The sequence below is a fragment of the Taibaiella helva genome (assembly GCF_003545695.1).
Taxonomy (GTDB): domain Bacteria; phylum Bacteroidota; class Bacteroidia; order Chitinophagales; family Chitinophagaceae; genus Taibaiella; species Taibaiella helva.
On the sequence record NZ_QUZZ01000001.1, the window covers coordinates 110,666 to 137,660 of the forward strand.

Annotated in this window: 16 protein-coding genes and 1 tRNA gene; 12 read left to right on the top strand and 5 right to left on the bottom strand. The window is 52.1% G+C overall.

The genetic code is table 11. From position 1 onward, the window contains the following. The first annotated feature begins 174 nt into the window (after positions 1–174). The 7 genes from DZC79_RS00530 to DZC79_RS00565 all read left to right on the top strand — a co-directional run bounded on the left by DZC79_RS00530 (position 175) and on the right by DZC79_RS00565 (position 6,919). Positions 175–942: a T9SS type A sorting domain-containing protein gene (locus tag DZC79_RS00530; protein ID WP_118949594.1), complete on the top strand. Its 768-nt coding sequence runs from the start codon at positions 175–177 to the stop codon at positions 940–942. Between the two features lie 245 nt (positions 943–1,187). After that, positions 1,188–1,955 (top strand): T9SS type A sorting domain-containing protein, encoded by a 768-nt coding sequence (locus DZC79_RS00535; RefSeq protein WP_118949595.1) that lies wholly within the window; start codon positions 1,188–1,190, stop codon positions 1,953–1,955. 96 nt (positions 1,956–2,051) lie between these two features. After that, a complete protein-coding gene (locus DZC79_RS00540; protein ID WP_157976829.1) occupies positions 2,052–2,789 on the top strand; it encodes a T9SS type A sorting domain-containing protein in 738 nt (245 codons plus the stop codon). Positions 2,790–2,855: 66 nt separating this feature from the next. Beyond that, entirely contained in the window at positions 2,856–4,487 is a 1,632-nt protein-coding gene (locus tag DZC79_RS00545; protein WP_118949597.1) for an ABC transporter substrate-binding protein, read from the top strand. 12 nt (positions 4,488–4,499) lie between these two features. Continuing rightward, entirely contained in the window at positions 4,500–5,003 is a 504-nt protein-coding gene (locus DZC79_RS00550) for a hypothetical protein (protein WP_118949598.1), read from the top strand. Between the two features lie 33 nt (positions 5,004–5,036). Then, positions 5,037–5,113, top strand: a tRNA-Met gene (locus DZC79_RS00555). A 774-nt stretch (positions 5,114–5,887) separates the two neighbouring features. Beyond that, a complete protein-coding gene (locus tag DZC79_RS00565; RefSeq protein ID WP_118949600.1) occupies positions 5,888–6,919 on the top strand; it encodes an NAD(P)/FAD-dependent oxidoreductase in 1,032 nt (343 codons plus the stop codon). A 14-nt stretch (positions 6,920–6,933) separates the two neighbouring features. On the opposite strand, the gene DZC79_RS00570 is transcribed toward DZC79_RS00565, so the two are convergent. The 5 genes from DZC79_RS00570 to DZC79_RS00590 form a co-directional block, all read right to left on the bottom strand. Further along, on the bottom strand, positions 6,934–9,252 hold the full coding sequence (locus DZC79_RS00570; RefSeq protein ID WP_118949601.1) for a glycosyltransferase family protein: 2,319 nt from the start codon (positions 9,250–9,252) through the stop codon (positions 6,934–6,936). Between the two features lie 150 nt (positions 9,253–9,402). Then, positions 9,403–10,791 carry a hypothetical protein gene (locus tag DZC79_RS00575; protein ID WP_157976830.1) on the bottom strand — a complete coding sequence of 463 codons (1,389 nt, stop codon included), beginning with the start codon at positions 10,789–10,791 and terminating at the stop codon, positions 9,403–9,405. A 66-nt stretch (positions 10,792–10,857) separates the two neighbouring features. Continuing rightward, positions 10,858–12,183 carry a hypothetical protein gene (locus tag DZC79_RS00580; protein WP_118949603.1) on the bottom strand — a complete coding sequence of 442 codons (1,326 nt, stop codon included), beginning with the start codon at positions 12,181–12,183 and terminating at the stop codon, positions 10,858–10,860. Further along, complete coding sequence (locus tag DZC79_RS00585) at positions 12,158–13,327, bottom strand: glycosyltransferase family 9 protein (protein WP_118949604.1); 1,170 nt, start codon at positions 13,325–13,327, stop codon at positions 12,158–12,160. Before DZC79_RS00585 ends, DZC79_RS00580 begins: the two co-directional genes overlap by 26 nt. Before the next feature lie 79 nt (positions 13,328–13,406). Further along, positions 13,407–14,822, bottom strand: coding sequence for a hypothetical protein (locus DZC79_RS00590; RefSeq protein ID WP_157976831.1), 1,416 nt, complete (start codon positions 14,820–14,822; stop codon positions 13,407–13,409). A gap of 254 nt (positions 14,823–15,076) precedes the next feature. Here DZC79_RS00590 and DZC79_RS00595 point away from each other — a divergent pair, with 254 nt between their 5' ends. From DZC79_RS00595 to sov, 5 genes are all read left to right on the top strand, one after another. Further along, positions 15,077–15,871 (top strand): OmpA/MotB family protein, encoded by a 795-nt coding sequence (locus DZC79_RS00595; RefSeq protein ID WP_118949606.1) that lies wholly within the window; start codon positions 15,077–15,079, stop codon positions 15,869–15,871. A gap of 34 nt (positions 15,872–15,905) precedes the next feature. Continuing rightward, entirely contained in the window at positions 15,906–17,363 is a 1,458-nt protein-coding gene (locus DZC79_RS00600; protein ID WP_118949607.1) for a TlpA family protein disulfide reductase, read from the top strand. A gap of 197 nt (positions 17,364–17,560) precedes the next feature. Continuing rightward, positions 17,561–18,592: a hypothetical protein gene (locus tag DZC79_RS00605; RefSeq protein ID WP_157976832.1), complete on the top strand. Its 1,032-nt coding sequence runs from the start codon at positions 17,561–17,563 to the stop codon at positions 18,590–18,592. Positions 18,593–18,742: 150 nt separating this feature from the next. Next, positions 18,743–19,327 carry a Holliday junction branch migration protein RuvA gene (gene ruvA / locus DZC79_RS00610; RefSeq protein ID WP_118949609.1) on the top strand — a complete coding sequence of 195 codons (585 nt, stop codon included), beginning with the start codon at positions 18,743–18,745 and terminating at the stop codon, positions 19,325–19,327. Positions 19,328–19,508: 181 nt separating this feature from the next. Next, entirely contained in the window at positions 19,509–26,933 is a 7,425-nt protein-coding gene (gene sov, locus DZC79_RS00615; protein ID WP_157976833.1) for a T9SS outer membrane translocon Sov/SprA, read from the top strand. Positions 26,934–26,995: the final 62 nt, after the last annotated feature.

Here is a 26,995-nt window from a genome sequence, read left to right on the forward strand (position 1 = left end):
TGTGCAGCGCATCCCGTTTTTTCGTCCGACGGCTACGCCTACCAAATTGTCGTGAGCAAAAGGCTACCAGCATAGCACTATTTTGGCTACCGGCTTGTGATTACTTGCCCAAAAGACCCTGAATGTCGCTACAGGCCTATAATTTGGCGGTATCTAAACATAAAAAGAAACTCTATGAAAAGAACAAAACTGTACCTGGCCCTTGCTGCTATGCTGGCTTCTTTTACCGGCTTTGCGCACAAAGAATGTAACCTCGGTATCTCGATGACTCCTTCAGCGGGATACTCCACTACTTTAAACTACGGCGAATCCTGCTTTTTCGATGTAAAAGTCACCAATAATGGCCCTGACGCCCTGGCCGTAACCGACAGCCTCTTTCTCGGGATGGTCGGCACAACATCCATTACACTGATTGTGCCCCCGGGTCCCATTCCCAGTGGGGGATCATTTACCCTGATTAAGAAGACCTATGCTGATCACGATGTCGACACCTTGAGGGCTGCAGATAAGGTTGTCGGCGCCTGCTTTGTGCTGATGAAACAATCGGATATTATGATCGGCAACCCGCCCCGCCCGGTTACCGAAACTTATGAAGACAATGTGGCAGCCAACGATACAGCCTGTTTCTCGGTTACGCTTAAGAAGCGCCCGACCAGCAGCATCTTCGAATGGGACAATGCGGCGGCAGAGCCCCTGCAGCTGTACCCCAATCCCGCCCGCGATGAAGTACGCTTCAGCCTTAAGCCCGACCCTACCGCCCCGGTCCTGGTGTCGGTAAAAGATATTACCGGCAGGGAAGTACGACGCGTGGATATGGGTATACTGCGGAACAGCGCTGTGACAGAAGCTTCGTTGGATATCCGCGGTCTGCGGCCCGGGCTTTATCTCGTGGAATGGCAAAATGGTGCGCGTAGGGCGGTGGGTAAGCTCAACGTAAAATGATATGGTATCTGTTTCAAACCGGGAGCGGCTACCCTGTAACAGGATTAGCCGTTCTGCTGTATAAAGAAATACAGATCTGTTATGCCGCGGCTTAGCGCCAGTCCTGCTTTTTGCCGGGATAGCGTTGCGTGTCGGGCTTAGGGAGCTAGGACCAGTGATTTTTTGCTGAAAGTCAGCGGACAGAGCATTTGTATTGCTTTATATAGTTTTTTGTCTAAATTAGCCCTTAAACTTAAAAAGATACTATGAAAAAAATTAAACTCATGTTGACTACAGCGGCAGCTGTACTGTGCACAACTGCTTCTTTCGCACAGAAGCAATGCAATCTGAGCCTGACAGTAACCCCTTCCGCCGGGTATTCCACCACCCTCAACTATAAGGATACCTGCTATTTTGATGTAAAGATCACAAATAACGGCAGCGCAGCACTGGCGACTACAGACACCATTGTCATGGGCCTTGTCGGCACAACCAATCTGATACCTTTTATTCCCACAGGCGCTGTTGCCAGCGGCCAGTCATTTTCAACTACAAAGGCGTTCCGGATTGCACATACGATCGATACCCTGAAAGCAGCTGATCTCACGATCAATATCTGCTCTGCTCTGCGTAAGCAGGCCGATATTACCATTAGTGGCCGGCCGCTCACGATTACCTACATGGACAACGTAGCCACCAACGACACCTCCTGCAATACGGTAACTTTAAAGAAACGTCAGCAAAGCGGTATCCTGGAGTGGGGTAGCGCCAGTAACGAGCCCCTGGCCTTGTATCCCAACCCCGCTACCGATGAGGTAAGATTCGATATGAAGCCCGACCGCGCTGAAAATGTAGTGGTATCGGTGAAGGACCTTACCGGACGTGAAGTAGCGCGTAAAGACTATGGCAAGCTGCCGTTGGGCACCAGCACCACGCTGAGCCTCGACCTGCGCCAGCTGAAAGCGGGGCTTTACTTTGTAGAATGGAGCAGTGGTGAAAGGCGTGCGGTTGGCAAGCTGAACATCAGGCGCTGATCTGCCATGAAGATTTAACATTAAAAGCATTGATACGAAAGCATATCAATGCTTTTTTGTTTAATTTGCAAAGAAACAACGTACTATTTTAGTTATATGAAGCCCGGAAATTTATTTTGTACAGCATTGCTGATGTTTGCCGGCCTGAACACCCTGCAGGCACAGCAAAAGAATTGCGATATGGGCATTACCCTCATGTCGCCGGCCGCAGGAGCAGTGATCAATGCCTATGCCTCGTTCAACATTACCGTGAGGATCGTCAACAACGGCCCTCAAGACCTGGTAGTCGGCGACACCGTTTGGTATAATTTTCCTTCGATGCCTCTTACCTCCTATAGACCTTTCTCTTTACAGGAAGCGATACCCTCCGGCGGAAATTCTACCGTGATCCTTACCACCAGCAGTAATGTAACCAGCAATCCCGAGGATGTTACTGAGGACTATTGTGTAACCGTCATCAGCCGTCCCGATAACGCCGGCTCTTTTGTCGATACAACGATAACCACCAATAACAACAGTTGTAATTCGGTAACCTTCAAAGCCCTTCCTACCAGCGGTATAGAAGAGGTAAATGCCGGTAGCGGGCATCTTGTGCTTTATCCCAATCCCGCCAGCAACAGCATAGACATCGCCTGGGCCGGCGCGGCTAAGGACAAACCGGCAATAAGTGTTTTCGATCTTTCGGGCCGGCGGCTCATTGCAAAAGCGCCGGGGGAAGCGGTTTCCGGTAAAGAGAAATTGTCGCTTGACATTTCGGTCCTGCATCCCGGTATGTACCTGGTGGAGCTGCAGAGCGGGAAGACGCGTACAACAGGCCGGTTCATTAAACAATAAGGATGTTCTTTCAATTTTAAGGCGCCTCCAAGGCGCCTTTTTGTTTTCCCTTATCTTGCAGCACAAATGAAAAGAGCTAAAGCCCCCCTGCTGTTTCCATTGCTTATGGCCTTATCGCTGTTGTCCTGCAGCAAGCATGAGGCCGGCAAAAAAATGATCTTCCGCTATAACCAAATCAGCGGAATGGAAACGCTCGATCCTGCCTTTGCCAAAAGCCTGGCCATTATGTGGGGTACTCATTTCCTGTACAATACCCTGCTCGAAGTGGACAGCGGTCTGAATACCGTGCCTTCGCTGGCTACCCACTGGACGCTCAGCCCCGACGGTCTCGATTATACCTTTCATTTGCGCCGGGATGTTTATTTTCATGACAACGACGCGTTCCCGGGCGGGCGTGGCCGCCGGATGACCGCGGCCGATGTGGTGTACAGCTTTAACCGCCTGGTTGACCCGGCCACTGCTTCGGCAGGCGCCTGGATCTTCAACGGCAGGGTAAGAGCACAAAATCCTTTCGAAGCCCCCGACGATACCACGGTGCTGATCCATCTGAGGGAGCCTTTCCGGCCCCTGCCCCAGATCCTCACGATGCAATATTGTTCGGTAGTGCCTCATGAAGTGGTGGCGAAGTGGGGTAAGGATTTCCGCAACCATCCCTGCGGTACAGGACCCTTTCAGTTTCGCTACTGGGACGAGGGGAATATGCTGGTGCTGCACCGCAACCTGCATTACTGGGAACGGGACGAAGCTGGCGCCCGCCTGCCTTATCTCGATGCCGTGCAGGTATCGTTCAACGATACCAGGGCCATGGAATTTCTTTTGTTCAACCAGAAAAAAATTGACTTTATCAATGGCATCGATGGCTCGATGAAAGATATGGTGCTGACACGCAAAGGGACCCTGCGGCCTGAATTTGCCGGCCGTATCCGGCTTGAAAAGCAGCCTTACCTGTATACCGAATACCTGGCTTTCGTGATCGACAGCACCAACCCTGCAGTGAAGAACAATCCTGTAAAGCTGAAGAAAATACGCCAGGCCATTAACTACGCGATAGACAGAGAGAAGATTGTGACCTATTTCCGGAATGGGGTGGGCGTGCCGGCTACACGGGGATTCGTGCCCCTGGCAATGCCCGGCCTGGGGTATGCGGCATTTGAAGGGTATCGTTATGATCCTGCCAAAGCCCTGGCCCTGCTGAGCGAGGCCGGATTTCCCAACGGCGAAGGCCTGCCGGTCATTACCCTTACCGTACCCGACGTCTATGTGGACATCTGCAACTTCGTGGCCAGCCAGCTGGGCGAAGTAGGCATACGCACCCAGGTGCAGGTGATGCTGATGGGCCTGCTGCGGCAGATGATGACGCGGTCGCAGCTGCCTTTTTTTAAGGCGGGCTGGGTGGCCGACTATCCCGATGCCGAAACCTTCCTCGCCTGCTTCTACAGCGAATTCCCTGCGCCGCCCAACTATACACGCTTCCGCAATCCGACCTTTGACCGATGGTACCGGCAGAGCCTGCAGGCCGCCAGCGATACGCAACGGTATGCCCTGTATGCCCGAATGGACAGCCTGGTGGGAAGTGAAGCGCCGGTCGTACCTTTGTATTATGATGAAATGCTTCATTTCACACAAAAGAATATAACCGGTCTCCAAAGCAATGCGCTGAACATTATAGATCTGCGCAGGGTAAAAAAGACAGACTAAATAAACAAGAAGATGGAAAATATCTGGGACAACCCGAGCAGCCTTCCCGAGTGGGACGATGAGCGGTTCCGGAAGATGGAAGAAGAAGATGGTGCGACCTGGAACGACAACATTGGCCGCGAAGCCTGTAAGGCCTTGTACAACCAATGGCGCGAAGTGATGGCCGGCCTGAATGGTTTGTTTTCCTATACCTCGCCGCATACCGGTACCTCCGAAGCCTTCCTGCACAGCCAGAAGAATATGGTAATGGATGAGGCGCGCCAGGTTGCCGTCAAAGTGAGAAGCGCCGATACGGCCGGTTTTTACGTGCTGAAGATGGAGAACGCAGCAGTGATCCGCAAAAGCGCCCAGTTTGTGGCTTCTCAAATATTGGCCATGGCCGACATGGGTTTTATCGAAGCCGGGCATGCGGCGGTGGTGCGCGCCGATATCGACAGCTTCAGGCTGCTGTTCCGCAAATGGATACAGACCTTTGAAAAGGATGATTATGAAGATGAGTGGGGATTTTTTGTTTAAATAAAAAACATTAATTACCTTTGCCGCCCCAATGGCGAGATAGCTCAGTTGGTTAGAGCGCAGGATTCATAACCCTGAGGTGACGGGTTCAACTCCCGTTCTCGCTACCAGATCTCAAAAGGCTGCATATATTGCGGCCTTTTTTTATTGGCTCAGGTAAGCATTTCCATGATAATGCCTTCCGATATCCGTAAAAGGATCGTAATGTGTGATGTTCGCGGATCAAGCGTAAAACCTGGGGAAACAATAGGTATGTCCTGATGAAAATCGGGCATCGGTTCAGAACCCAGAGAATGGAACGCGGCAATACTTATGGGTGAGTTTGTACCACAGCTGCACAGGCAGGCCGGTCGGGACGCGTAGCGACCTGAACGGCGGCTGAATACATATTCTCCTCAGCAAACCCTGGTTTTGCTCCTACGGAGCAATTTATGTTTGTTCTTACTAGCGCTACAAACGTTCGTAACGCGGATAGCTATAGGATCATTTGCAAACCTTTCCTGTCCTATAGGATCGGGAAGGGCTGGTGCTGCCCCGGGCTGCGCTATCTTGTCCTTTCGTAATGATTGAAGCCTCATAACCTCCATTCCATATACTTCCTGTAATTCCCCGGATTTTCCGCTTGATCCACGTTCAGGTTGAAGCAAGCACTTTCCTACTGTTCCGTTCTGCTCCGAAATAAATGCCTGGCCGTAAAATAACAGCCATATGTACAAGGTATAATATTGCAGGAAGTTACTGCTGAATAAACGGATACAAGGTATATACAGACTGGTGATCGGAGTAAGCTTTGATGACTCTTTTTGTGGTCAGCATGATCAGGAGCGTAAAGCCGGATCCGCGTTTTCCCTAGGTAATTGATCCCTTTTCCGTTTCTTTGATCCATGAAGGTGGATTTCCTTATCGTGGGCCAGGGTATTGCCGGCAGCCTGCTCAGCTATCGACTGTTGCAGGCGGGGAAAAGCGTGATGGTGCTTGACGACGGCTATGGGGGAAGGGCCAGCCGCGTGGCCGGCGCCGTGATCAATCCGCTGAGTGGCAAACAATGGAAAGCGGCGCCAGGCGCAATGCACTTCCTGCCTGTGGCGCTGGACACTTACCGGCAATTGGAGCAACTGCTGCAAAAAAAGCTGATCTCTTCTTTGCCCCTCTATCTCTTCCACACGCCGGGAGAACCCGCTTTGCCTCATCTGCAGCAAGTGTCGCCGCAGCAGCTCGAACCCTATTTTCACCTCAGCGGCCCATTGGATTGCCTGCCCGATACCTGGCTGGTCGATGCTGCAGCCTTGCTGGATGGCTTGGCTAGTTACCTATTGCAACAGGGAGCCTTACGTGAAGAAAGTTTTGATATCGGCCGCTGTTCCTTTTCCGGCAGCGAAGTACACTACAGCGATATTGAAGCGGGCGCTGTCGTCTTTTGCGAAGGTGCGGCGGCCAGGACCAATCCCCTGCTGAAGGCGCTGCCCTTTACCGCCAACCGCGGAGAAGCCCTGCTGCTGGATATTCCCGGCTTACCCGCCGGCGCCATTTACCATAAAGGCTTACGACTGGTACCCCGCAGCGACGGGCTTTTCTGGTGCGGTAGCAATTATACCTGGAACTTCAGCGACCTAGCTCCGGATAAAGCCTGGCGCGATGAGGCCCTGGCTGCGCTGGATACCTGGCTCCGGATTCCTTTTGCGCTGCAGGATCATATCGTAGCCGAGCGGCCCACGACGGCAGGCCAGGTGCCCTTGCTGGGCGCCCATCTGGCATATCCCCGCGTATTTTTGCTCAATGGCCTGGGGACAAGAGGTTTCTCGGCCGGTCCTTACTGGACGGAACAGCTGGCCAGGCAACTGCTGCAGCCGGGCTATGAGATACCAGCAGCCGCAGGTTATATTCCACCTAGTAAATGGCTTGCTGATCCCTCATAAGGTACCGGGATGGATCAGGGCCGCAAGGGGTCGTCGATGGGCCGGTTGTTCAGCATCAGCACCGGGCCGCTGCGATCGAAGTAAACAGCACGGCTGGGATAGATCAGCAGGTTGTCCATGGCCTTGTAGCTTTTAGGGCCACGCAGCACATAAATGGCCATTCGCGTTGTTTGTGGCAGTAGCTTGAATTCCTTATCGGCTTTAAACCACATATGGGTAACGAAAGTGGTGCTGCTGACGGGATAGCTGTCTTCGGCGATCTGCTGGTTGTTCTTGTCGAATTGCCGGTACAGCACTGCCGGCATAATGGAATTATCGTAGCAATGGAACCAGGCCGATATTGTAAAGAGAGAGTCGGTGGTGGGATGACTTACCGGTACCGAAGCCAGCAGCTGCTCTTCTGCGGGTGTAGCGGGAAATGCACCTTTACCGGCAAATGGCTTTTCATAAGGACTGTTGTCAAAAGCATTGTGGTAGCTAAAGCCCGGCCCTCCGATCAGCCCTTCGGTTTGTGTTTGTATCATGGCCAGGTCGCGTAGCGAATCGCGGTATAGCTGGTCATGCTGCTCCATGGCTTTCAGGTCGAGCCGGTAAAGGTCGACGCCTTCCCTGTGCCCGATAAAGGATGCCTGCTGTACCAGGTGGCGTTCACCCATGATCAGCGAGATACGGTCCTGCACGAATAAAAGAAAAGGTTTGTCGCCGAACTGGTCCGCGATCGGTTTGCCGGAAAGTGGTCCGTCGCAGAGGCGCAGGTTGGCAAAGCTTTGCGACCATGAGGTGCGCGACATCATGACGTCGGTCATCCTAAGGCCGGTTTGGCAGGCGATCTGCGCACCTGTATAAATGACCGCAGAATAATCTTCCTGCATGCCTACTTTTTCCGATCCGATATGCGTATAGGGCAGACCAATGGTGCCCTGAAAGCTGTCCACAGAGAAGCCTTTCTCCTGCAGCCATGTCGTCCAGGTGGTATCGCCCTCCAAGCGGAAGCGGGTATAATGTCCCGCTGCCAGGTTACATTCTTCCCTTATTGTCTGCCCGTAGCCGTTCCATTCAATCAGCCATATGATGCAAACGACCGCCGTAAGGGCAAGATAGGTTTTCCGGAATCCCCTGCGCTGCATCCTGCTAAACCAGCGGTAGAGGAATATCGCGGCGTAGATCATTAAAATATAATAGGTAATCCAGGAGAAACGGCCCAGGGTGCGGAACTGGCGGAATACCGAAACATAATCGGCCAGGAAGTCCATACCCCAGATAAAGGGTATGCCCATGGCAAACATGAATACGACCAGTGCTGTAATGAGCCAGGTACGGAAGCTGCGCACGGGGTGTGCCGCTACCTTGCGTCGCCGTACGATGCGAACGACGAGGCTCCTCAGCAGCCGGTAGATAAGGAAAAGCAGGACCAGCAACGAAACGAAACCGAGATAGCAATAGCCTTCCGTATTGTGGGCGGAGCCGCCGAAGATCCAGGCGAAGGCGGAAGAGCCGATGAAGTTATAATAGCTCGTTGCTATATCCATAAAAGTGGCTCCTGAAGTAAGGTAACCGGAAGGGTAGGCGGGCCGGTCGGTCACAGGATCAGTAAGGAACAGGTACAATTTAAACAGGGCAATAGCTGCGCCTACAGCCATGCTCAGGCGAAAGCAATACGCCAGCTTCCGTTTCAGCGGGCGGTGTACCGATACCAGGTAGGCGAAGCAATACCCGAGGATAAGGATGAGGCTGAAGGCCAGGTAGTATACGTGGAGCAAGGTAAACAAGAGCGAATGAAGCGTGATGTACACGAGATATCTGCCTTTTCGTTGCCGCTCATATTGCATAATCCAGTACAGGATCATCGGAAAGAAACAGCAAAGACCGAGGCCGAAGTGGCCGAAAAGCCGGAAGAACTGGGGCGAAAAATACGCGATGAATATAGCCGCAGCCACCGCCCACCACCCCCTTACCCGGTAGAGCGAGAGGATACGGTAAATGAAAAGGGAACAGAGGAAATAAGAGACGATAAAGGTCAGGTGCATCAGGAAAAGCCCGTAATGAACAATACCGGGGAACCAGTTCCGGAGCTTGGCCAGGGGCCAGGCCAGTGCCGGCATATTATCGGTAAAGATGATGTGCTCCCCGAAAGGATAGTTCATCCCGGTAAAATGGCTGCCGTAATCGTATTGGATGAAGTAGAGATAGTTGAAATAGTTCTTGATGCCATCTCCCGATGCCGACATCATGATCGTGTTCAGCCGGCCGATGATCGGATAAAAATAGCAAAGACAAAAAATAAGATTCAGCAGGAACAGGAAAAGTAGTTCCTTCTTGGACTGTTGCATCATAGGTTTGATCTGCCGGGTAAAACGAAACCATCATTGCTGATAATGGGGCGTACCCGGGTTGACAAAAATAGAAGTATCTGCGCAATAAAAGGATTACCTGCCGGGGATTCAGGGGTGCTGCACCACCCTTATTCAACGTGCAGGAGGACATCAGGCGCCGGCTTCTTTATCCCGGCCGGGAGCCAGGATCTGTACCAGGAAAAGCATACAGGCAAAAGGCAGCAGCCAGAATATTCTTGTTTGCAGGCGATCCAGGACTGTGGAAAAAGTCGCGGTAAAAAAGGCATTAGCAAGGATCCCCGCCAGCAGCATCGCCAGCATAAAATTCCAGTTGCGCAGCGCTGCCCGGGACTGTCGGCCGGGATAGGTATAGAGCGTAGCCGCCGCTGTAAGCAGGAGGAACACAAAGATGATGCCATTGAAGAAGCCCATTCTCGAAGAAAGCGGCGCATCGCATTGCTGCAGCGAGGTGCGATATTCCTTGATCTCCCGCGGAAAGTGTTCCTGCACCATTTTATAAGGAAAGGAATCGTCGCCCTGGCGCTGGAAGGAGACCGAGACCTGGGGCAGCTGGCGTATGCCGGCCTCCAGGGCTTCGTAGAGCTGGAGGCCCAGGTATTTGGGCCGCGTCAGCGACCGCCGCACGATAAGGCTGTATTCTTTCTCCATCGTTGTCCAACCCACTTCGCAGCCTCCCGAATCCACCAGCTGGCCGCTGCTCCACATAAAATCCCACTGCCGGTCGCCGGTGCATCCCTGGTAGGCGCAGAGGGAGTAGTGTTCGGTGGGACAATACTGCTTAAGGAACTGGTCGAGAATACCATTCTCTGCCATGCGCGACATCATGAAGATATGGGTGGAAGCGCTGGGCCGGAAACGGTTACCTTCCCAGAGGTTGAAGAAACTGATGGAGAGATAGGAAAATAAGGTGATGACAAACAGGAATGCCGTTTTCTTCAGGAACCAGCGCTGCCTGCTGAACACGGAATACAGCCGGGCCAGGATGCAAAGCGCAAGCACGATGAGCAGATGCGAATTGTGCTGCTGGATAATGAACCAGAGCACGATAAAATAATACACCTTCACGCTTTTCTTATGAGTAGGGCTGAGGTAGTAATCCACAAGAGCGAGCAGCAGTATGGCCGAAAAGATATCGGGCATGACCTGGCTGTTGACCCATCCCGCGCTGGTACAGGTACCCAGCAGCAGAGTAATGAGAAAAAACAGGCGGTTGCTGTATTGTGCCCCCAGGATCTTTTGGGTTACCCTGCGCAGGAAATGGACCAGCAGAAGGGTTTGCGCCACGATAATGCCCCAGAGCGTAAGGCCCGAAAGCGTCGCTATCCTGAGCAGGATGGCGTAGCTGATCGGTCTGTCGATGGGAACATGCAGCCGCCAGGCGTTTTCGATATACCCGCCGGTATCGGGCGTTACCAGCGGATAGCTGTTGTACATCGCCGGAAGCATCAGGCAAAGGCATCCGGATAAATAGGACACGAGCGTGTGTAGCCGCGTCTGTTTTTCATGGCTCAGATTCATGGTGAATCATTTTCGGGATATGAGGATTTCGGTAAAGCCGGAGAAAATACAAAAGATCACCGGCTGTTACATCAGGAAGCGGTCAAACAGCTCATAGTGGTCCCTTCCCAGGTGCGGATACAGGAACCCGTATTTCAGGTACACAAAATATACGGTATTGACCGCCGCATAGAATACCGTATAGGCAATAAGCACCAGGTGGCCTGTAAGGTAAAGGTAGCGGCGGCCCTGCCAGTGCTGCAGCAGGATAGCACGGTACCGGATAAGCCCGAAGCCGCTAACAATGCCGACGAAAACAGCGATATGCCGCAGGGTAAAAATATGGATGAGTGCATGCTGGGGCATCACGAAAGACCAGCTGATGGCCGCAAGGTAGATCACGATAGCCACCCTGAAAAATACCTTGTTACGCTTCCGCAATTGCAGGGCGCCCAGTATGCCCAGCAGGATCAGCACCAGCGAGGGGAAAATGTAGAAGTGCCCCAGGCGATGCAGCCGCGTTTTGGGCAGCAGGAAGAAATAATCTTTAAAATCCATTTTGCGGGCAAGCTCGCTGGCCGCAGCCTCGGCGCCGGTCCGGTTCAGCAAAGCCCCCTTCATATCGGCGAGCATAGCATCGAAGCCGCCAAGATAGGCCGCATTGAGATAAAGCCGCAAACCGAAGGCCAGCACCGGTACAATAAGCAGCACGGCGACCTCCCAGCGGAACCACTTTTGCTTTAGAGCCAGGGGAAAGCCGACCACGATGATGGCAATATATACATAAGGTTCGTAGGACAGCAGGCACATCATCGCATAGCAGAAGGCCAGCACCAGAATCACTGCCGCAGAACGTTTTTCGGTGAGGTAGGCCCACCACAGGTAAACAAAAGACCAGCGGAAAAATTCGATATACAGGTGCTGGTGCGCATCATCGGCCCAGGAAATAAAGTAATTGGACAGCACCAGCACCGAAGCCCCGATAAAGGCTGCGGGATCGTTGTTGAGCCAGCGTGCCAGTATGGAATAGATCATGAAGAACAGCGCCACGGAAAGCAGCAGCGGCAGCAGGCTGATGGCCTGGTCGGTATAGTGGCCCGACAGGCGGGCAGTAAGCCCGCCCAGCCATTCGGCCATGGGCGGATAATGCGTGTATACATAATCGTTCTCCGGCAGGGAGTCGGTATAGGCATAAGTAGGCAGGCCGGCATTGGGACCAAAGCCCTTCTCCATATAGAACCTGGCCGCGCTTTCGACATTGCCCTCGCTGGAGGCGTCGCCGTAATACCAGGAGCGGCCAAAGCCGGGGTCGTGAATACCAACCTTTGCATACCGGGTACCGATAACGGCGTACACAAACAGGAAGATCAGCCAGAATGCCGGGCGTTTATAAAAAGGTCTTGTCGGTGTCATGGCCGGAATACAGTAAAAGCAGTTTTTGTATTTTGTTGATGATAGGTGCTGTTGTAATGTTCTTGATGCAAAAATTGTCGCCGCCGCAGGGAAGTTTATCCACGAAATGCGCGCAGGGCGAGCAGTTAACACCGAGATACAGGTATTCGTTAGCTGTGTTGAGGTCGATCCGGCTTTGCGGGGAGGTCGGGCCCCAAATGGACAGGTTGGGTATATTAAGCTTATTGGCGATATGCAACGGGGCCGAATCGATGGTAACCATAAGCGCGCACTCTTCGTAAAGGAAACGGTAATAGGCTTCAAATTCGTATTGGCCGGCAATATTCGTTATCTGCGCCCGGTCAAAGTTATGGCTATCGAGGAACTGTTCGTTGGCTTCCCTGTCGGAAGGCGCCCCGAGCAGCGCTATCTTATAAGGCGTAAGGCGCAGCAGCTCGCTACAGAGTGCCTGCAGCTGGGCATCCGTAAGGCGCCGCTCGCGTGCCAGCTCGCTGCAGGTATTGTTGAGCGCAATATAAGTGTAGGCTTTCCCCTGCTGCCGCGGCGGAAAGCCTTTAATTGTATAAGGTGTAATAGCCGTGACGCCCATAGCCCGCACCATTTCCTCATAATTGTCTTCCACATTGATCACCGTATTGAAATAGACATGATGCGTGTACAGGTTGTAGCGGAAGGGTACCTGGTTGAAGTAAAAGCCAAAACGGTTGAGGGCCAGGGTCCATGCTGACAGGATGCCGGTAAGCTTGGAATAAACTTCCAGGTCGGCGATCCAGAGGCGCCGCCGCCTTTGCAGCCGGGCTACCGTGGCCAGCGAGGAGCACACCAGCCGGAAAAAGTTACGGTCGTCGATCACGTAGACCGTTTCAAACAGCCGGATGGAGCGGATGCCCTCCTCGATGCTTTTGGAACAAATAATGGTCAGCCGGGCGTCCGGGTACTTCACTTTAAGGCTGTAAAGCGCGTCTGAAGCCATAATGACGCTGCCGAAGCCCAGCAGCTTAATGATGCAGATCTCATTCGGAGCTTGTTCAACATGGTGATTCCGCCTTAAAATAAACCCCAATAGCCGCGCCAGGGCTATATGTAGATAAACAAGGGGCAGTCCTATGTAAGTGTCAAGAAATTGTTTCTGCTTGAGGTTCAACTCGGCTCCTTCTGTGTTTGAAAGGGTAAAAATAGATTTTTCGGAGAGCAACGCCAAAGATTGCTGGCACCAGCCTTTCTCAGGGATGCTTATTGATGCCGGCCGTTTCCTTTTCCACCGCAGGCAGCACAAGACTATACCCCGAAGTGGTATCGATGGCGAAATAAAACCTGTTGAGCTCGTTGCCGGACAGGGGGCCGAAGCTGTCAATGATCTCCTTCCGGTTACCGGTAACCCGCTTGTTCATATTTTCCCGGGTGTCCACACAAAAGGTAAGGTTGGGATGATCGCCCTTCAGCGCCGATGCAAGAAGACTTTCGGCCGGCAGCGCCCAATCGGCGATCAGCAGCGCCTTCAGTGCCTCGTCACGATATAGATAACCCTTATGCAGGTCTTGCTGTTTCATTTTTTGCAATACCCCGAATAGCCACTCTTTCCGGGCGGTAAATTTTTCGGCCGCGGCACCCATATAAACCAGTCGCGTACCCAAAATAAAGATCGTGAGCAGCAGCAGGTTTCGCGGCTGCATGCGCGGAGCGGTTTCAAACACGAACAGGGCAGCACCGATAAGCGTGAACGGCATCCATTCGCTCTCCATATAGAAAGGAACAAAATCCTTAAACGTAAGCGCCATTGCCTGGTAATAGGCCAGGCTGAAAGCCAGGACCATCGCCAGCTTCCGGTAGCGCCGGTGCTTTACCGCAGTGTATAGGCCGGCAAAAAACAAGAACGGCACAAAGTAATAATGCGTCAACAGGCGCCTGAAGAAGGTGAGTGACATCTCGGACCGGATGCCTGTCCCGATATCTGCCAGTGAAAAATGGGTCGCATGCCTTGCCCTTGGTGCATCGTAGCCGCTGTACTGTATTACCCGGTATTTGGCCACAATAATAAGCATCAGCGCCATGCTCAGCACAACAGCTTCTTTACTGCGATAAGGATTGCTGCAGGCGTCGGTAATAAAGAAGGTCCAGAGAAAGGGAACTACGATCAGCATCAGCGGATGTGTGAATAAGCTGAGAAAGGCCAGCGGCAGGAACAGAAGAACGTGCCACCCAAAGGCATACCGCCGCTGCCTGAAATGCAGCACCAGGCCAAAGAGCAGGAACATCCAGGCGATGGCCTGGTGGATCTCGTTATTCGTCCAGAAATAGGTATCGCCGGCAAACAAGGTATAATAAAACGCCATAAGCAGGCCCAGCGCCGGGTTTCGGAATACGAACAGCAGCAGCAGACATACTGCCAGGTAAAAGAGGTTGAAACTAAGCGAATACCATAGGACAATAGTTGGAAGCGACCAGTGCAATTTGTTACCGAAGAAAGGCACCAGGTGGGTGATAAAGCTGCCGTAACGATATTCCCCGATCAGCAGCTGACCGGTATTGAGTATCCGCAGCGTCATATGCGAAGCGTCGCAGAAGAGCATACGTTCCTGGTAATAGATTAATGAGCCGGCCAGCAGCAGGATAAACAGGGTCAGGACCGTGTATTTCAAAAACAGGGGATGGGGGATTTTCATGGAGAATTTCGTATGGTAATATTTTTGACTTCGATATTTTACGAAAGCGATCGTTTATTATATAAAGACGGTTTTTATAAAGAGATAAATGGGAGGCAGGTTGCTCTTTTTTGAAGAAAAGGTCGGCCTCAGAACATCATTTTTGCCCCTTTAAACAACGGGGCTGCTTCAAATAATTTCTAGTTTGGAATCCCTTTCTTACTTTTATGCGGTCCTTAAACTGAATTGCTATGACACGATCCTTTTCTGCACTTGCCGGCGGGGTTATGCTAAGCGTAGTGGCGCTGAGCTCCTGCGTTTCCAATAAAAAATTCAATGAATCACAGCTGGCCCTGGCCAACTCCCGAAAACGGGTGAGCGAACTGAGCGAAGACCTGGAAAATGCCAAAAGCCGCCTGCAGCTGATGGAAGAGGCCAATGCCTCCGCCGCCAATCAATTGGACGAAAAAGACAAACGCATTAATGAAAACCAGAAAGAGCTGGCCGATCAGCAGGAAAGGCTGAGGCAGCTCCAGGATCTCATCGACAGGCAGAAAGCGCAAACCGAATCCCTGCGGGCCAAAATGGCTAATGCGCTGGGCGGCTTCAGCTCCGATCAGCTATCCGTATTTACCAAGAACGGGAAGGTATATGTCAGCCTTTCGGAGAAGCTGCTGTTTCCCTCGGGCAGCGCCGTCGTCAATGCGGAAGGCAAGGCCGCATTGGAAAAGGTAGCGCAGGCGCTGGACGAGAATAAAGACATCAATGTAAATATCGAAGGGCATACCGATTCCATTCCCATCCGCCTGAAATTTGAAGATAACTGGGCATTGAGCGTAGCGCGTTCTACCGCTATCGTTCGCCTGCTGACCAATACCTATCACCTCGACCCTGTGCGTATTACGGCCAGCGGCCGCAGCCAGTACGAGCCCGTAGCCGACAATGCCACGCCCGAAGGCCGCGCCCGCAACAGGAGAACCGAGATCATACTGGCGCCCAAGCTGGATCAGCTGATGCAGCTGATCGAAGGGGCGCAGACCAAATAGCCTATCATCAACCGCAAAGGATAAATAGTAATCAATGAAAAGATCAGCTGCATCCCTCTTGCTGGGATTGGTTGCCGCATTTACTGCAACCGCGCAAAAACCGATCACCATTACCGGTACCATTACCGATGCTGCCGGCAGCAAGTTGCTTGTGGCTAATGCCAGCGTCAACAGCATTGTACCCGAAAACCAGCAGCAGACGCTGGACCTGTCGAAGGAAGAGAAGTTCCAGGTGTCGATTCCTGCGACACAGAAATACAACTGGATCATCATCGTCAACGGACCCAACCGCCTCGATTTCTTTGCGAAGGAAGGAAGTACCCTTACGTTTACCGCAGGCGGCAGCAACCTGGACAGCACAGCACGCTTTGAGGGAAAGGATGCCGATATCCCGCGTTACTTTGTCGACTGGACACGGCGCAGCGGCGGGGTAATGGCTTATTACCGCAAGCTGCAGGAAACAGCGCAACGCGATCCCGATGCTTATATTCCAGCCCTCGACTCGATAAAGAATAATGAGCTGGCCCAACTGCATGCTGCGCAGGACAAAAAACAGGTAACGAAAGAATTTTCGGAATATTTAACCCGTTTCCTGGAGTACTCCCGCCACGATGCCATGCTGCATTATCCTGTAATACATGAGATGATCCGGCTGCAGAGCAATAATATCCAGAGTGTTCCGCCGGAGCTGTATGCCGTTACCCGTAAAGCGCCTAAGCTGTTTAACGACGACTATCTTGATGTGGCTTTTTACCAGACCTATGCCCAGAGCTATTATAGCGCCATATTGTCGGCCAACGGCTATGTGAATGCCATGAACACCGATCCTCAAACGGGCAAGACCGACCTGAGCCAGGCTTTCCGGCAAACAGACAGTGTGCTTCAGCTCCTTTATAAAGCTACGCCCCGTAAAACCGGGGAGTTTGCCGCAGGCCGTATCCTTACCAGCGAGACCAAAGGCTGGCCCATCGATTCGCTGCAGGCCAGGGTAAATCTCTACAAGCAGCAATATCCGAAAAGCGCCAACAATAAGGTGCTGGATAAAATGATCGCCGACCTCCAGAAATTCGACCCGGGACATCCCGCAATCGATTTCAGCTTTAAAACAATCGATGGCAAAGACATGAAGCTCTCCGATCTGAAAGGCAAAGTGGTCTACATGGATTTCTGGGCCAGCTGGTGCGGGCCCTGCAAAGGGGAAATGCCCCATGCCAAAAAGATAAAAGAGCATTTCCAGGGAAAAGACGTTGTGTTCCTTTATGTATCCATCGACGAGAAGGAGGAGGCCTGGAAAAAAGGGATCGAAGCCCTGAGCATCTCGGGTCTCCATACCCGTACTCCGGGTTGGACCGGGGAGATCTCCCGCCTCTACGAGATCGGGAGCGTACCTTCCTATTTCCTTATCGACCGGAAAGGCAATTTTGCCGTAGCCAAAACACCACGGCCCAGCCAGTCGGATGAGCTGATCAGACTGATCGAAGGATTGCTTTGATCCTCCTGTCAAAAAAATTGCAATTTTTAATTTATCTTTTTATCTTGCCTCAGTATTTGTATGCAGGTGGGGCAAGGTTTTGAGGGGGAACAATCCTGTTGTGGCCTCTTTTGTACAGTATGCAAGAAAAAAACGGGAAAAAGCATACAAGGGAATAAGTTTTTTTTTACTTTCAACGCTCAAATTTTTGTTCCATCATGCGGAAATCATTACAAGGTATTTTATTTGCCGGTTTGATGACGGTTGGTTTGGTGACCATGGCCACCACCCGTTCGAGTGCGCAACATGAATACGACTGGGGCAATCCCGATATCCCTTATATTGAGCAGCGTGGATTTTCTATTGGCTTTAACCTGGGCCAGGCCGACATTTGGGGCGATGTAGGAACAAAGTCTGTTATTGATCACTACAACAATTCTGTATACAAGGACGATATCTTCGGGAATATGCGTTTTATGGGCGGCATGTTCGTCCGTTATACCCATGTGCCCGGTATTTCTTTTCGTCTGGGTATCAATTATGGCTCGCTGTATGCTACCGACAAGTGGAATGAAGAGAAGGCCATGAAGGCCACCAATATCAAAGATGACGCTTATCAGCGGTACATTCGTAACCTCGATATCAAGACGAATATCTGGGAAAGCAATTTCCTCTTCGAGTTCAGCCCGCTGCGGATCAGTAACTGGGAATTCGGTAAGCTGTCCAAATCCAGGGTACAGCCCTATCTGTTGCTCGGTGTGTCCGGGTTTTATTTCAACCCCCGCGGCACTTATAAAGACCTGGAAAGCGGTGTCGAGAAAGAGGTGGATCTGCAGCCGCTGCGTACAGAAGGTGAGAATTTCAATGCACCGGGTTATACTTTTCCCAAAGGCTACAGCCTGTTCTCTTATGCAGCCGTGGGCGGTATAGGCGTTCGTTTTGATATTGGCAAAGGCCTGGGCCTTGGTCTCGAATACCAGCTGCGCTATACCTTTACCGACTACCTTGACGATGTAAGCGGAACATATATCGACCCCCTGCACCAGGAGATCGCCTATCTGAACCAGCCCGGCAAAAGCGCCTTGGCCCAGAAAATGGCCGACCGCTCCAACGAGATCATTCCCGGCTATAAGCATCAGCCCGGCGAGCTTCGCGGAGACCCCAACAACAAAGACAAATTTTCCACGCTCTCCATTATGTTCTTCTGGAAAATCAAGAAGCGTGCCAGCCCCTGGTGGAACACTTATTAATTTAACGCAAAGCGAGTGCTTTACAACACTTTTAGCGCTAATTTTACCTCATTCAAAAACGCTGTTGCTTCTTAGCAGCGTTTTTCTATTTTATTTGCACCCATTCCCGGATAGGAAGAGGAAAGCCGCTATCCGGGCCATTACCAATCTATGTTCGGTTATTTAGAAGGAAAGCTCGTTAACCTTATGCCTACGCAAACCTACCTCGATGTGGGCGGCGTAGGCTATGAAGTGCAGCTGACATTGAACACCTACGAAGCCATTTCGGGTAAAGATTCCTGCCGCCTGTACACGCATCTTCAGCTTCGTGAAGATGCCTGGGTACTTTACGGTTTTGCCACCGAGACCGAGCGCAGCGCCTTTCAGCGCCTGCTGTCGGTATCGGGCGTAGGCGCCGCAACTGCGCGTATACTCCTCTCGTCGCTTACTGCGGGCGATCTGAATGCTATTGTCCTGAACGGCGACAGCAAGGCCCTGGAAAAAGTAAAAGGAATAGGCGCCAAAACAGCGCAGCGGATCATACTGGAGCTGAAAGGCAAGCTTCCCGAGGTGGTAACAGGAGAATTTAATATCTTGCCGCACAATACGAAGGAAAATGACGCGTTAAATGCTTTACTGGGTCTGGGCATCAGTAAAGCCATGGCAGAAACTGCCGTCAGGAAAGCGAAGACTCTGGCTGGAAGCGAAGATATAAGTGTGGAAGAATGGATCAAATCAGCCCTTAAGAATCTATAGTCAGTGCAGAGGCATTTCAATAGTTATCCAAAAACTACGGAAGTGTTCCGCATATTTTTGCTTTCAGCATAACGGCATGATCTAAATCAAATAAAAGCGTACTTTAGGAAGAGCATTGGCACAGAAGCAGCATACCCAATTTGGCTACAAACTTTTAGCAGTTGTTATTATTATAATAGCATTGGCTCAGGTATTTACTGCTCGCGGTTTTGAAGATCCTTATTTTGATCCCCCGCCCCCGCCGCCACCAACCGATACACCCGAGCTCCGTTTTCCTATAGATCCCGGCGAGCAGCTCGGTACTCCCGAAAAGAAACAGCCTTCGATCGACCTCAACGACCCTTCCAATGTGGAGAAGAATGTCGAATACAATCCGGAAGAAGATCGCTTTTACCTCAACGAGCAGGTCGGTGGTAAGGATATTAAGAATCCTACTTATATGGAGGCCGACGAGTACCGTAAGTTGAAGGCCGATCAGGATGAAACCGATTACTGGCGCCAGCGGCTGGACGCGCTCAGCATGTTCAACCAAAAGCCCAAGCTGCCGGCACTGACTAAAGAGGGCATTTTCAACCGGTTGTTTGGCAGCGATAAGATCACCATCAAGCCACAGGGAAACCTGGACCTTACTTTCGGCGGCAACTGGCAAAACATGAAGAACCCCAACCTGACACAACGTGCGCAGAAGTACGGGATCTTCGACTTTGACATGCAGATGAACGTGAACCTGCTGGCGCAGATCGGGGATAAGCTCAAGCTTAACATCAGCAACAATACCCTGCCCACCTTTGGTGAACAGAATACGCAAAAGCTGGAATATACCGGTAAGGAAGATGAGATCATCAAAAAGCTGGAGGCCGGCAATGTCAGCTTTCCCTTAAAGAGCAGCCTGCTTACCGGGCCGCTTTCCCTGTTCGGCCTCAAGACCCAGCTCCAGTTTGGCAAGCTGTTTGTTACCGGCGTGCTGTCTCAGCAGAAATCCCAGCGCAAGAGCATCAACCTCCAGGGCGGCGCGCAAACCCAGAGCTTCGAGATCAAGGTCGACGACTATGAAGAGAACCGCAACTTCCTCCTGGGCCAGTATTTTTTCAACAACTATAATGCTTCGCTGACCGAGTTTCCCAAGATCAAATCGCAGGTAGTGCTGACGAGGGTGGAAGTGTGGATCACCAACCGCACCGGCGCTACGCAGAATGTGCGGAACATGATCAACTTCATGGATCTGGGCGAAGCGCATCCCTATGCCAAGGTGCTGGAAAATCCTTCAGCGCCCACTTATGCCACAGGCATTCCCGACAACCGTGTCAACCGCTTATACGACCTGCTGAACCAGAACCCCAGCCTGAGGGTACAGGGTAGCGGCGCCGCACGGAGCCTGGTCTCTATCGGTCTCGATTCTGCCCAGGGCAGGGACTATACCATTGCGACCATGAGGCAGCTGAGCCCTTCCGAATTTACTTTTCATCCCCAGCTAGGCTATATTTCGCTTAATACGCAGATCAACGCCGACGATATTGTAGGCGTTGCTTACATGTACACCTACAACGGAAAGCCTTACCAGGTAGGTGAATTCTCGGAATCGCTTTCCCCCGATTCTTCCAATACCAAGGTGATGTTCCTTAAAATGCTGAAAGGCGTTGCCGCGACACCCAGGTTGCCGATATGGAACCTGATGATGAAGAACGTCTATTCCCTCGGTGGCGCCAACATCAGCAAGGAAGATTTCCGCCTCAATGTGATGTACCAGGATCCGGGGGGCGGCGAAAAGCGTTATATACCCGAAGGGCCTTCTGCCGGTGTGCCGCTGATCACCCTGCTGAACCTGGACAGGCTCAATGTACAGAACGACCCGGCTCCCGATGGGGTATTCGACTATGTGGAGGGGATTACGGTCAATTCACAGATGGGAAAGATCATCTTTCCTACGCTGCAGCCATTCGGATCCGATCTGAAACCTGCTTTTGGCGGCGACCCCAAGTTGGAGCGGCGGTACACCTACCAGCTGCTGTATGATTCGACCAAGACGATCGCGCGCCAGTTCCAGCAGAACAACCGCTTCCTCATCAGGGGTAATTATAAAGGCGCTTCCGGATCGGAGGTGAGCCTGGGCGGCTACAACATTCCCCAGGGATCTGTTACGGTTACCGCTGGCGGGCAGCGTCTTGCTGAAAACGTGGATTACCAGGTCGACTACAGCCGGGGCAGCGTTAAGATACTGAACCAGGGTATCCTGGCTTCCGGGATGCCGATCAGCATCTCTTACGAAGACAATGCCACCTTCGGCCTGGTGCAGCAGAATTTCTGGGGCGCCCGCTTCGATTACTTCTCCAGCGAGAAGCTGACGATAGGGGGTACCATTATGCGCCTGACCGAACGGCCGTTTACACAAAAAGTGACCTATGGCGACGACCCCATCAAGAATACGGTGGTCGGCCTCGACGCCAACTACCAGAGCGAGTTCCCCTGGCTTACCCGCGCACTGGACAAATTGCCGATCTTCAGCACTTCAGCTCCTTCCCTGATCGCATTGACCGGTGAGGTAGCCGGTATTTTTCCGGGACACCAGCGGTTTATCAATTCACTCGATCCCGAAGGCTCTGTGCAGATCGACGATTTTGAGGGCGCTAACAACTCCATAGACCTTCGTTTCCCCATAACCAGCTGGACGCTGGCAAGCACGCCGGTGGGCGCCAAAGACGGCCTTAACCGAACCTTGTTTCCCGAGGCGATCAACACGACAGACTGGAGCAGCAACAATAACCGCGCCAAGCTGTCGTGGTACATGCTCGAACCCACGCTGATCGACGGAAGCTTTGGTACGCCGGGCAACATCAAGTCCGATACCTCTCTCCAGGACTATTGGCGGCTGGTGCTGCAGCAGGATGTATTTCCACAGAAAACGCTGCTGACCGGTCAGAACGGTCTGCAGACCTTCGACCTGGGTTACTATCCCAGCACCCGCGGCCCTTATAACTTCCGGACGACCGAAATCAATAACGATGGTACCCTGTCCAGTCCTCAAAATCGCTGGGGAGGTATCCAACGTGCGCTGGACAACAACTCAAGCGACTTCGAGGCTTCCAATGTGGAATACATCACTTTCTGGATGCTCGACCCTTTCATCTACAAGCCCACCAATTCGGGTGATCTTTATATTAACCTGGGTAATGTTTCGGAAGATGTGCTTAAGGATTCCCGCTTGTCTTTTGAGAACGGTATTCCCTATCCCAAGGATCCGAGCAAGCTGGACGCGACGCAGTGGGGTTATGTGCCCCGCTTCCAGCAGCAGATCACCCGCTCCTTCGATAACGACCAGGATGCCCGGAGGGTGCAGGACGTGGGTTATGATGAGCTGGACAATGATGAAGAGAAAAGAATCTTCGGACCTTTTCTTAATGATCCGGCGATTACCGGTTTGGCCCCGGCTGCTCTTCAGAAGTTATCTGCTGACCCGGCTTCTGACGATTTCCATCATTTCAGGGGCAGCGACTATGACCAGATGACCGGGCGGCATGGGGAGGCCCTGCTGCGCTATATCGACTTCAACAGTCCGCAAGGTAATTCGCCGGTAAACAACCTCAATTCAAATTTTACCACATCGGGATCGGCTATTCCCGAATCGGAGGACATTAACCGGGACAATTCGCTGAACGAGACCGAGGCCTATTACCAGTACCGCATCCGGCTTGAAGCCTCCAATACGCCGAACATGCAGGTCGGCCGCAACTTTATCGTGGACCGCAAGGAATCGGATATCAAGCTGCCCAACGGCCGTATACAGCGGGAGGTCTGGTACCAGTTTAAAGTGCCGATCCGCGAATATGATCATGCAGTAGGCGGTATCAGCGACTTCCGTTCCATACGCTTTATCCGTATGTTCCTGTCCGGCTTCCAGGATACGGCATACCTCCGTTTTGCGCAGCTGCAGCTCGACCGGAACCAATGGCGCCGCTACCTGTTCTCGCTAACCTCGCCGGGTGAAAATATACCGCAGGAAGACCTGCAGACCACCAGCTTTGCGCTCACCTCCGTAAGCGTGGAACAGAACTCGGACCGTAAACCGATACCCTATGTTATTCCGCCGGGCGTAGAGCGTCAGGTAACTCCTTCCGGCCTCGGCGGCGGGCAAACGATACAGCAGGATGAGCAATCCCTGTCGTTGCAGGTGTGCGGGCTTAAGGATGGTGATGCACGCGCTGTATTTAAGGAGCTGAGAATGGATATGCGGCAGTACAAAACCCTGCGGATGTTCATTCATGCCGAATCGGTTCCGAACCAGGCTATACTGAATGACGGCGACCTCGTCGCATTCATCCGTATCGGCAGCGACTTTATCAACAATTATTACGAATACCAGATTCCGCTTAAGATCACGCCGCCAAGCGTGGGAAGGAACGCAGAGCAGATATGGCTGGCAGGCAATAAGCTGGAGCTGCTGATGAGCAAGCTTACCGACCTGAAAACACAGCGGAACAACTCGGGCCAGCCTTCTTTCCAGCCTTACCGTGCAGTCGACGAGCAGGGTAATACCATGATCGTGGTGGGTAATCCCAACTTTGGCGATGTCAAGAATATTATGCTCGGTACCGCCAATCCAAAGAAAACGCTACAGACGCCGCTGGACGACGGTCAGCGCAAATGCGCCGAAATCTGGTTCGATGAGCTGAGAATGGTTGAACCCGATGAGCAGCCGGGCTATGCCGCCTCGGGCCAGGCCAATATCCAGCTGGCCGACCTGGGTAATGTACACCTGGGAGGGAGTATGCATACTGTCGGCTATGGTAACATAGATCAGAAAGTCGATCAGCGCTCGCGCGATAATTTTTATTCCTACGATGCTTCCACCAACCTGAATGTGGGAAAGCTGCTGCCCAGGTCTTTCGGCCTGCAGCTGCCGGTATATGCAGGGTATAGCCAAACGATCAGCAATCCCAAATATGATCCTTATGATAAGGATGTGCTGCTGGGCAATAAACTGGATGGGGCAACCGATGCCCGTGCACGGGATTCGATGCGTAAGGCGGCGCAGGATTTTACTTCTGTAACCAGCTTTAACCTAGCCAACATCCGCTACCTGGGCAACCCCGAAAAACAGGGTAAGACACCCATGCCCTGGAGCCTGAAGAATTTTGACGGAAGCTACTCCTACAACCGGAGCTTCAAGCGCAGCCCCCTGCTCGAAAAAGACGAGCTCGTAGAACAAAGGCTGGGCCTGGGGTATAACTATACCATAAAATCGGCCTTTATCGAGCCTTTCAAAAGAATGATCAAGTCAAAATCCAAATGGCTGCTGCCCATCAAGGATTTTAACTTTAACCTGCTGCCCAGCAATTTCTCCTTCCGTACCGACATGCACCGGCTGGTGGGTGAAACGCAGGTGCGTAATATCGACGACGGCCCTTACAGGATCCCTTCAACCTTTTATAAGAACTTTACCTGGGACAGAACCTATAACCTGCGCTGGGAGCTTACCCGTTCGCTCTCTTTCAACTATACAGCCAACAACCAGTCCCGTATTGATGAGCCTTACGGCCGTATCGACAGCAAGCAGAAACGCGACTCCCTGTGGAGTGCCATTTCCAAGTTTGGACGAAATACCTATTTCTCGCAGACCTTAAATGTGACGTATACGCTGCCGACTCAGAAGTTCCCGTTCCTGGATTGGACAAGGGCGACTGCGTCCTATGCTTCCACCTATAACTGGACCGCGGCTTCGCGCCTGGCCTATGAGCAGGGAAATATCATTGCCAATACGCAGCAAAAGCAGATCAATGGTGAGCTTACCTTTAGCCAGCTGTATAATAAATCAAGGTGGCTGAAAGCGATCAATACGCCTAAGCCGGTCAGCCGTAATACCGCCGACAAGCTGGGTCCCAAGAATCCCGCTTTGCAGTCCCTGGGCGGAGCTAAAGGCGATGGTATCAATGCACAGAACAGCAATAATGCTGTTAAGCAAAAGGAAGAGCCCAAGCGTAAACCGCAGCAGGAGCTGCCGCCGCGTCCGAAAAAGAAAAAGATAGAAAAGAGCAAGATACCCGGCGCCGATACCATGAGCAAGCGGCAGCTGGACTCTACTTATCATGCCCTGAAAAAAGCAGAGAGGAAACGTTTCCGCAAGGAACTGGCAGCCTGGCGCGCCAAGAGGCGGAATATTGTGCCCGAAATACCCGAAGCCGTTCGTATAACCGGCCGTCTCGTAACCATGCTGAAGCGGGTAACCGTGAACTATTCGGAGAACTCCGGGACTATTTTACCGGGCTTCATGGACAGTACCCAATTCCTGGGTGTGAACAGCCGGTCGGGCAATAACTGGTACGACTTTGCCTTCGGCGCGCAACCCGATCGCGCCTGGTTTGACCGGCAGGCGGCGCTAGACCGTATATCGAAGGATCCGTTCTTTAACGGCCAGCTGCAGCAAACTTACACTCAGAACTATAGTCTGCAAGCTACTTTCGAGCCCTTCCCCGACCTGCGCATCGACCTTACCTGGAGCAAGCAGTTTAGCAAGAACTACTCGGAGACATTTAAATACAATGATGATATAGCCAATGGCCCGCTTGGCTATCAGCATTATACTCCCTATAGCATGGGTACATTCAACATCAGCTTTATCGGGATCAAGACCATGTTCTCTCCCTCTAGCGCCAACAGCCTGTCCCAGCCCTACCAGGATTTCATGAACAACCGGGAGATTATCTCCAGGAGGCTGGGCGCGATCAATCCTTATACGGCGGGTCAGCTGGATCCCCAGGATCCCAACTACACCAAGGGATATACGCAGTATTCCCAGGACGTGCTGATACCTGCTTTCCTGGCGGCCTATACCGGTCGCGACGCCAATACGATACCGCTTGTCGAAAGCAACAGCCCGGGCATCAGGTCCAATCCTTTCAAGAATTATATCCCGATGCCCAACTGGAAATTGGTGTACAATGGCCTGACGAAGCTGCCGTTCTTTGCTGAATATTTTACGAATTTCAACCTGAGCCATACCTATACCGGCAACCTGTCGATGAACAGCTTCCTGAGCACTTTCTATTACCAGGACATCCTGTCGATGGGCTTCCCTTCGTTCATCGATTCCAACTCGCATAGCTACGTGCCGTTCTTCCAGGTGCCCAACATTACCATAAGCGAGAACCTGGGGCCCTTCCTGGGTATCGACGCAGCATTCAGGAATGGCGTCAATGTGACCTTTAAGTTCAACAAGTCAAGGATGCTGAGCCTTAGCCTGGTCGACTACCAGGTAAGCGAGACCAAATCGACTGAGCTCGTGGTGGGCGGCGGCGCCAGGATCAAAGGCATGAACCTGCCTTTCACAGTCTTCGGCACGCGCCGGTTGAAGAACGATATCAATATCAATATGTCGATCGGGTACCGCGATGATATCACAACCAACAGCTACCTGGCCCAGAATACCAATATACCTACTCATGGGCAAAAGGTGATCACGATATCGCCCACCATCGATTATATTGTCAACGATAACCTGCAGCTACGCTTGTTCTACGACAGGCGGCAGAGCATACCGGTAATGTCGACCTCCTATCCTATCACCACCACAAGGGCCGGTATTACCCTCCGCTTCCTGTTTGCCCCGCAATAATTTCCGGAAGATTATTATACTCTGTTGTCTGTAAAGCAGCAGAGTATTTATCGATATTGGAT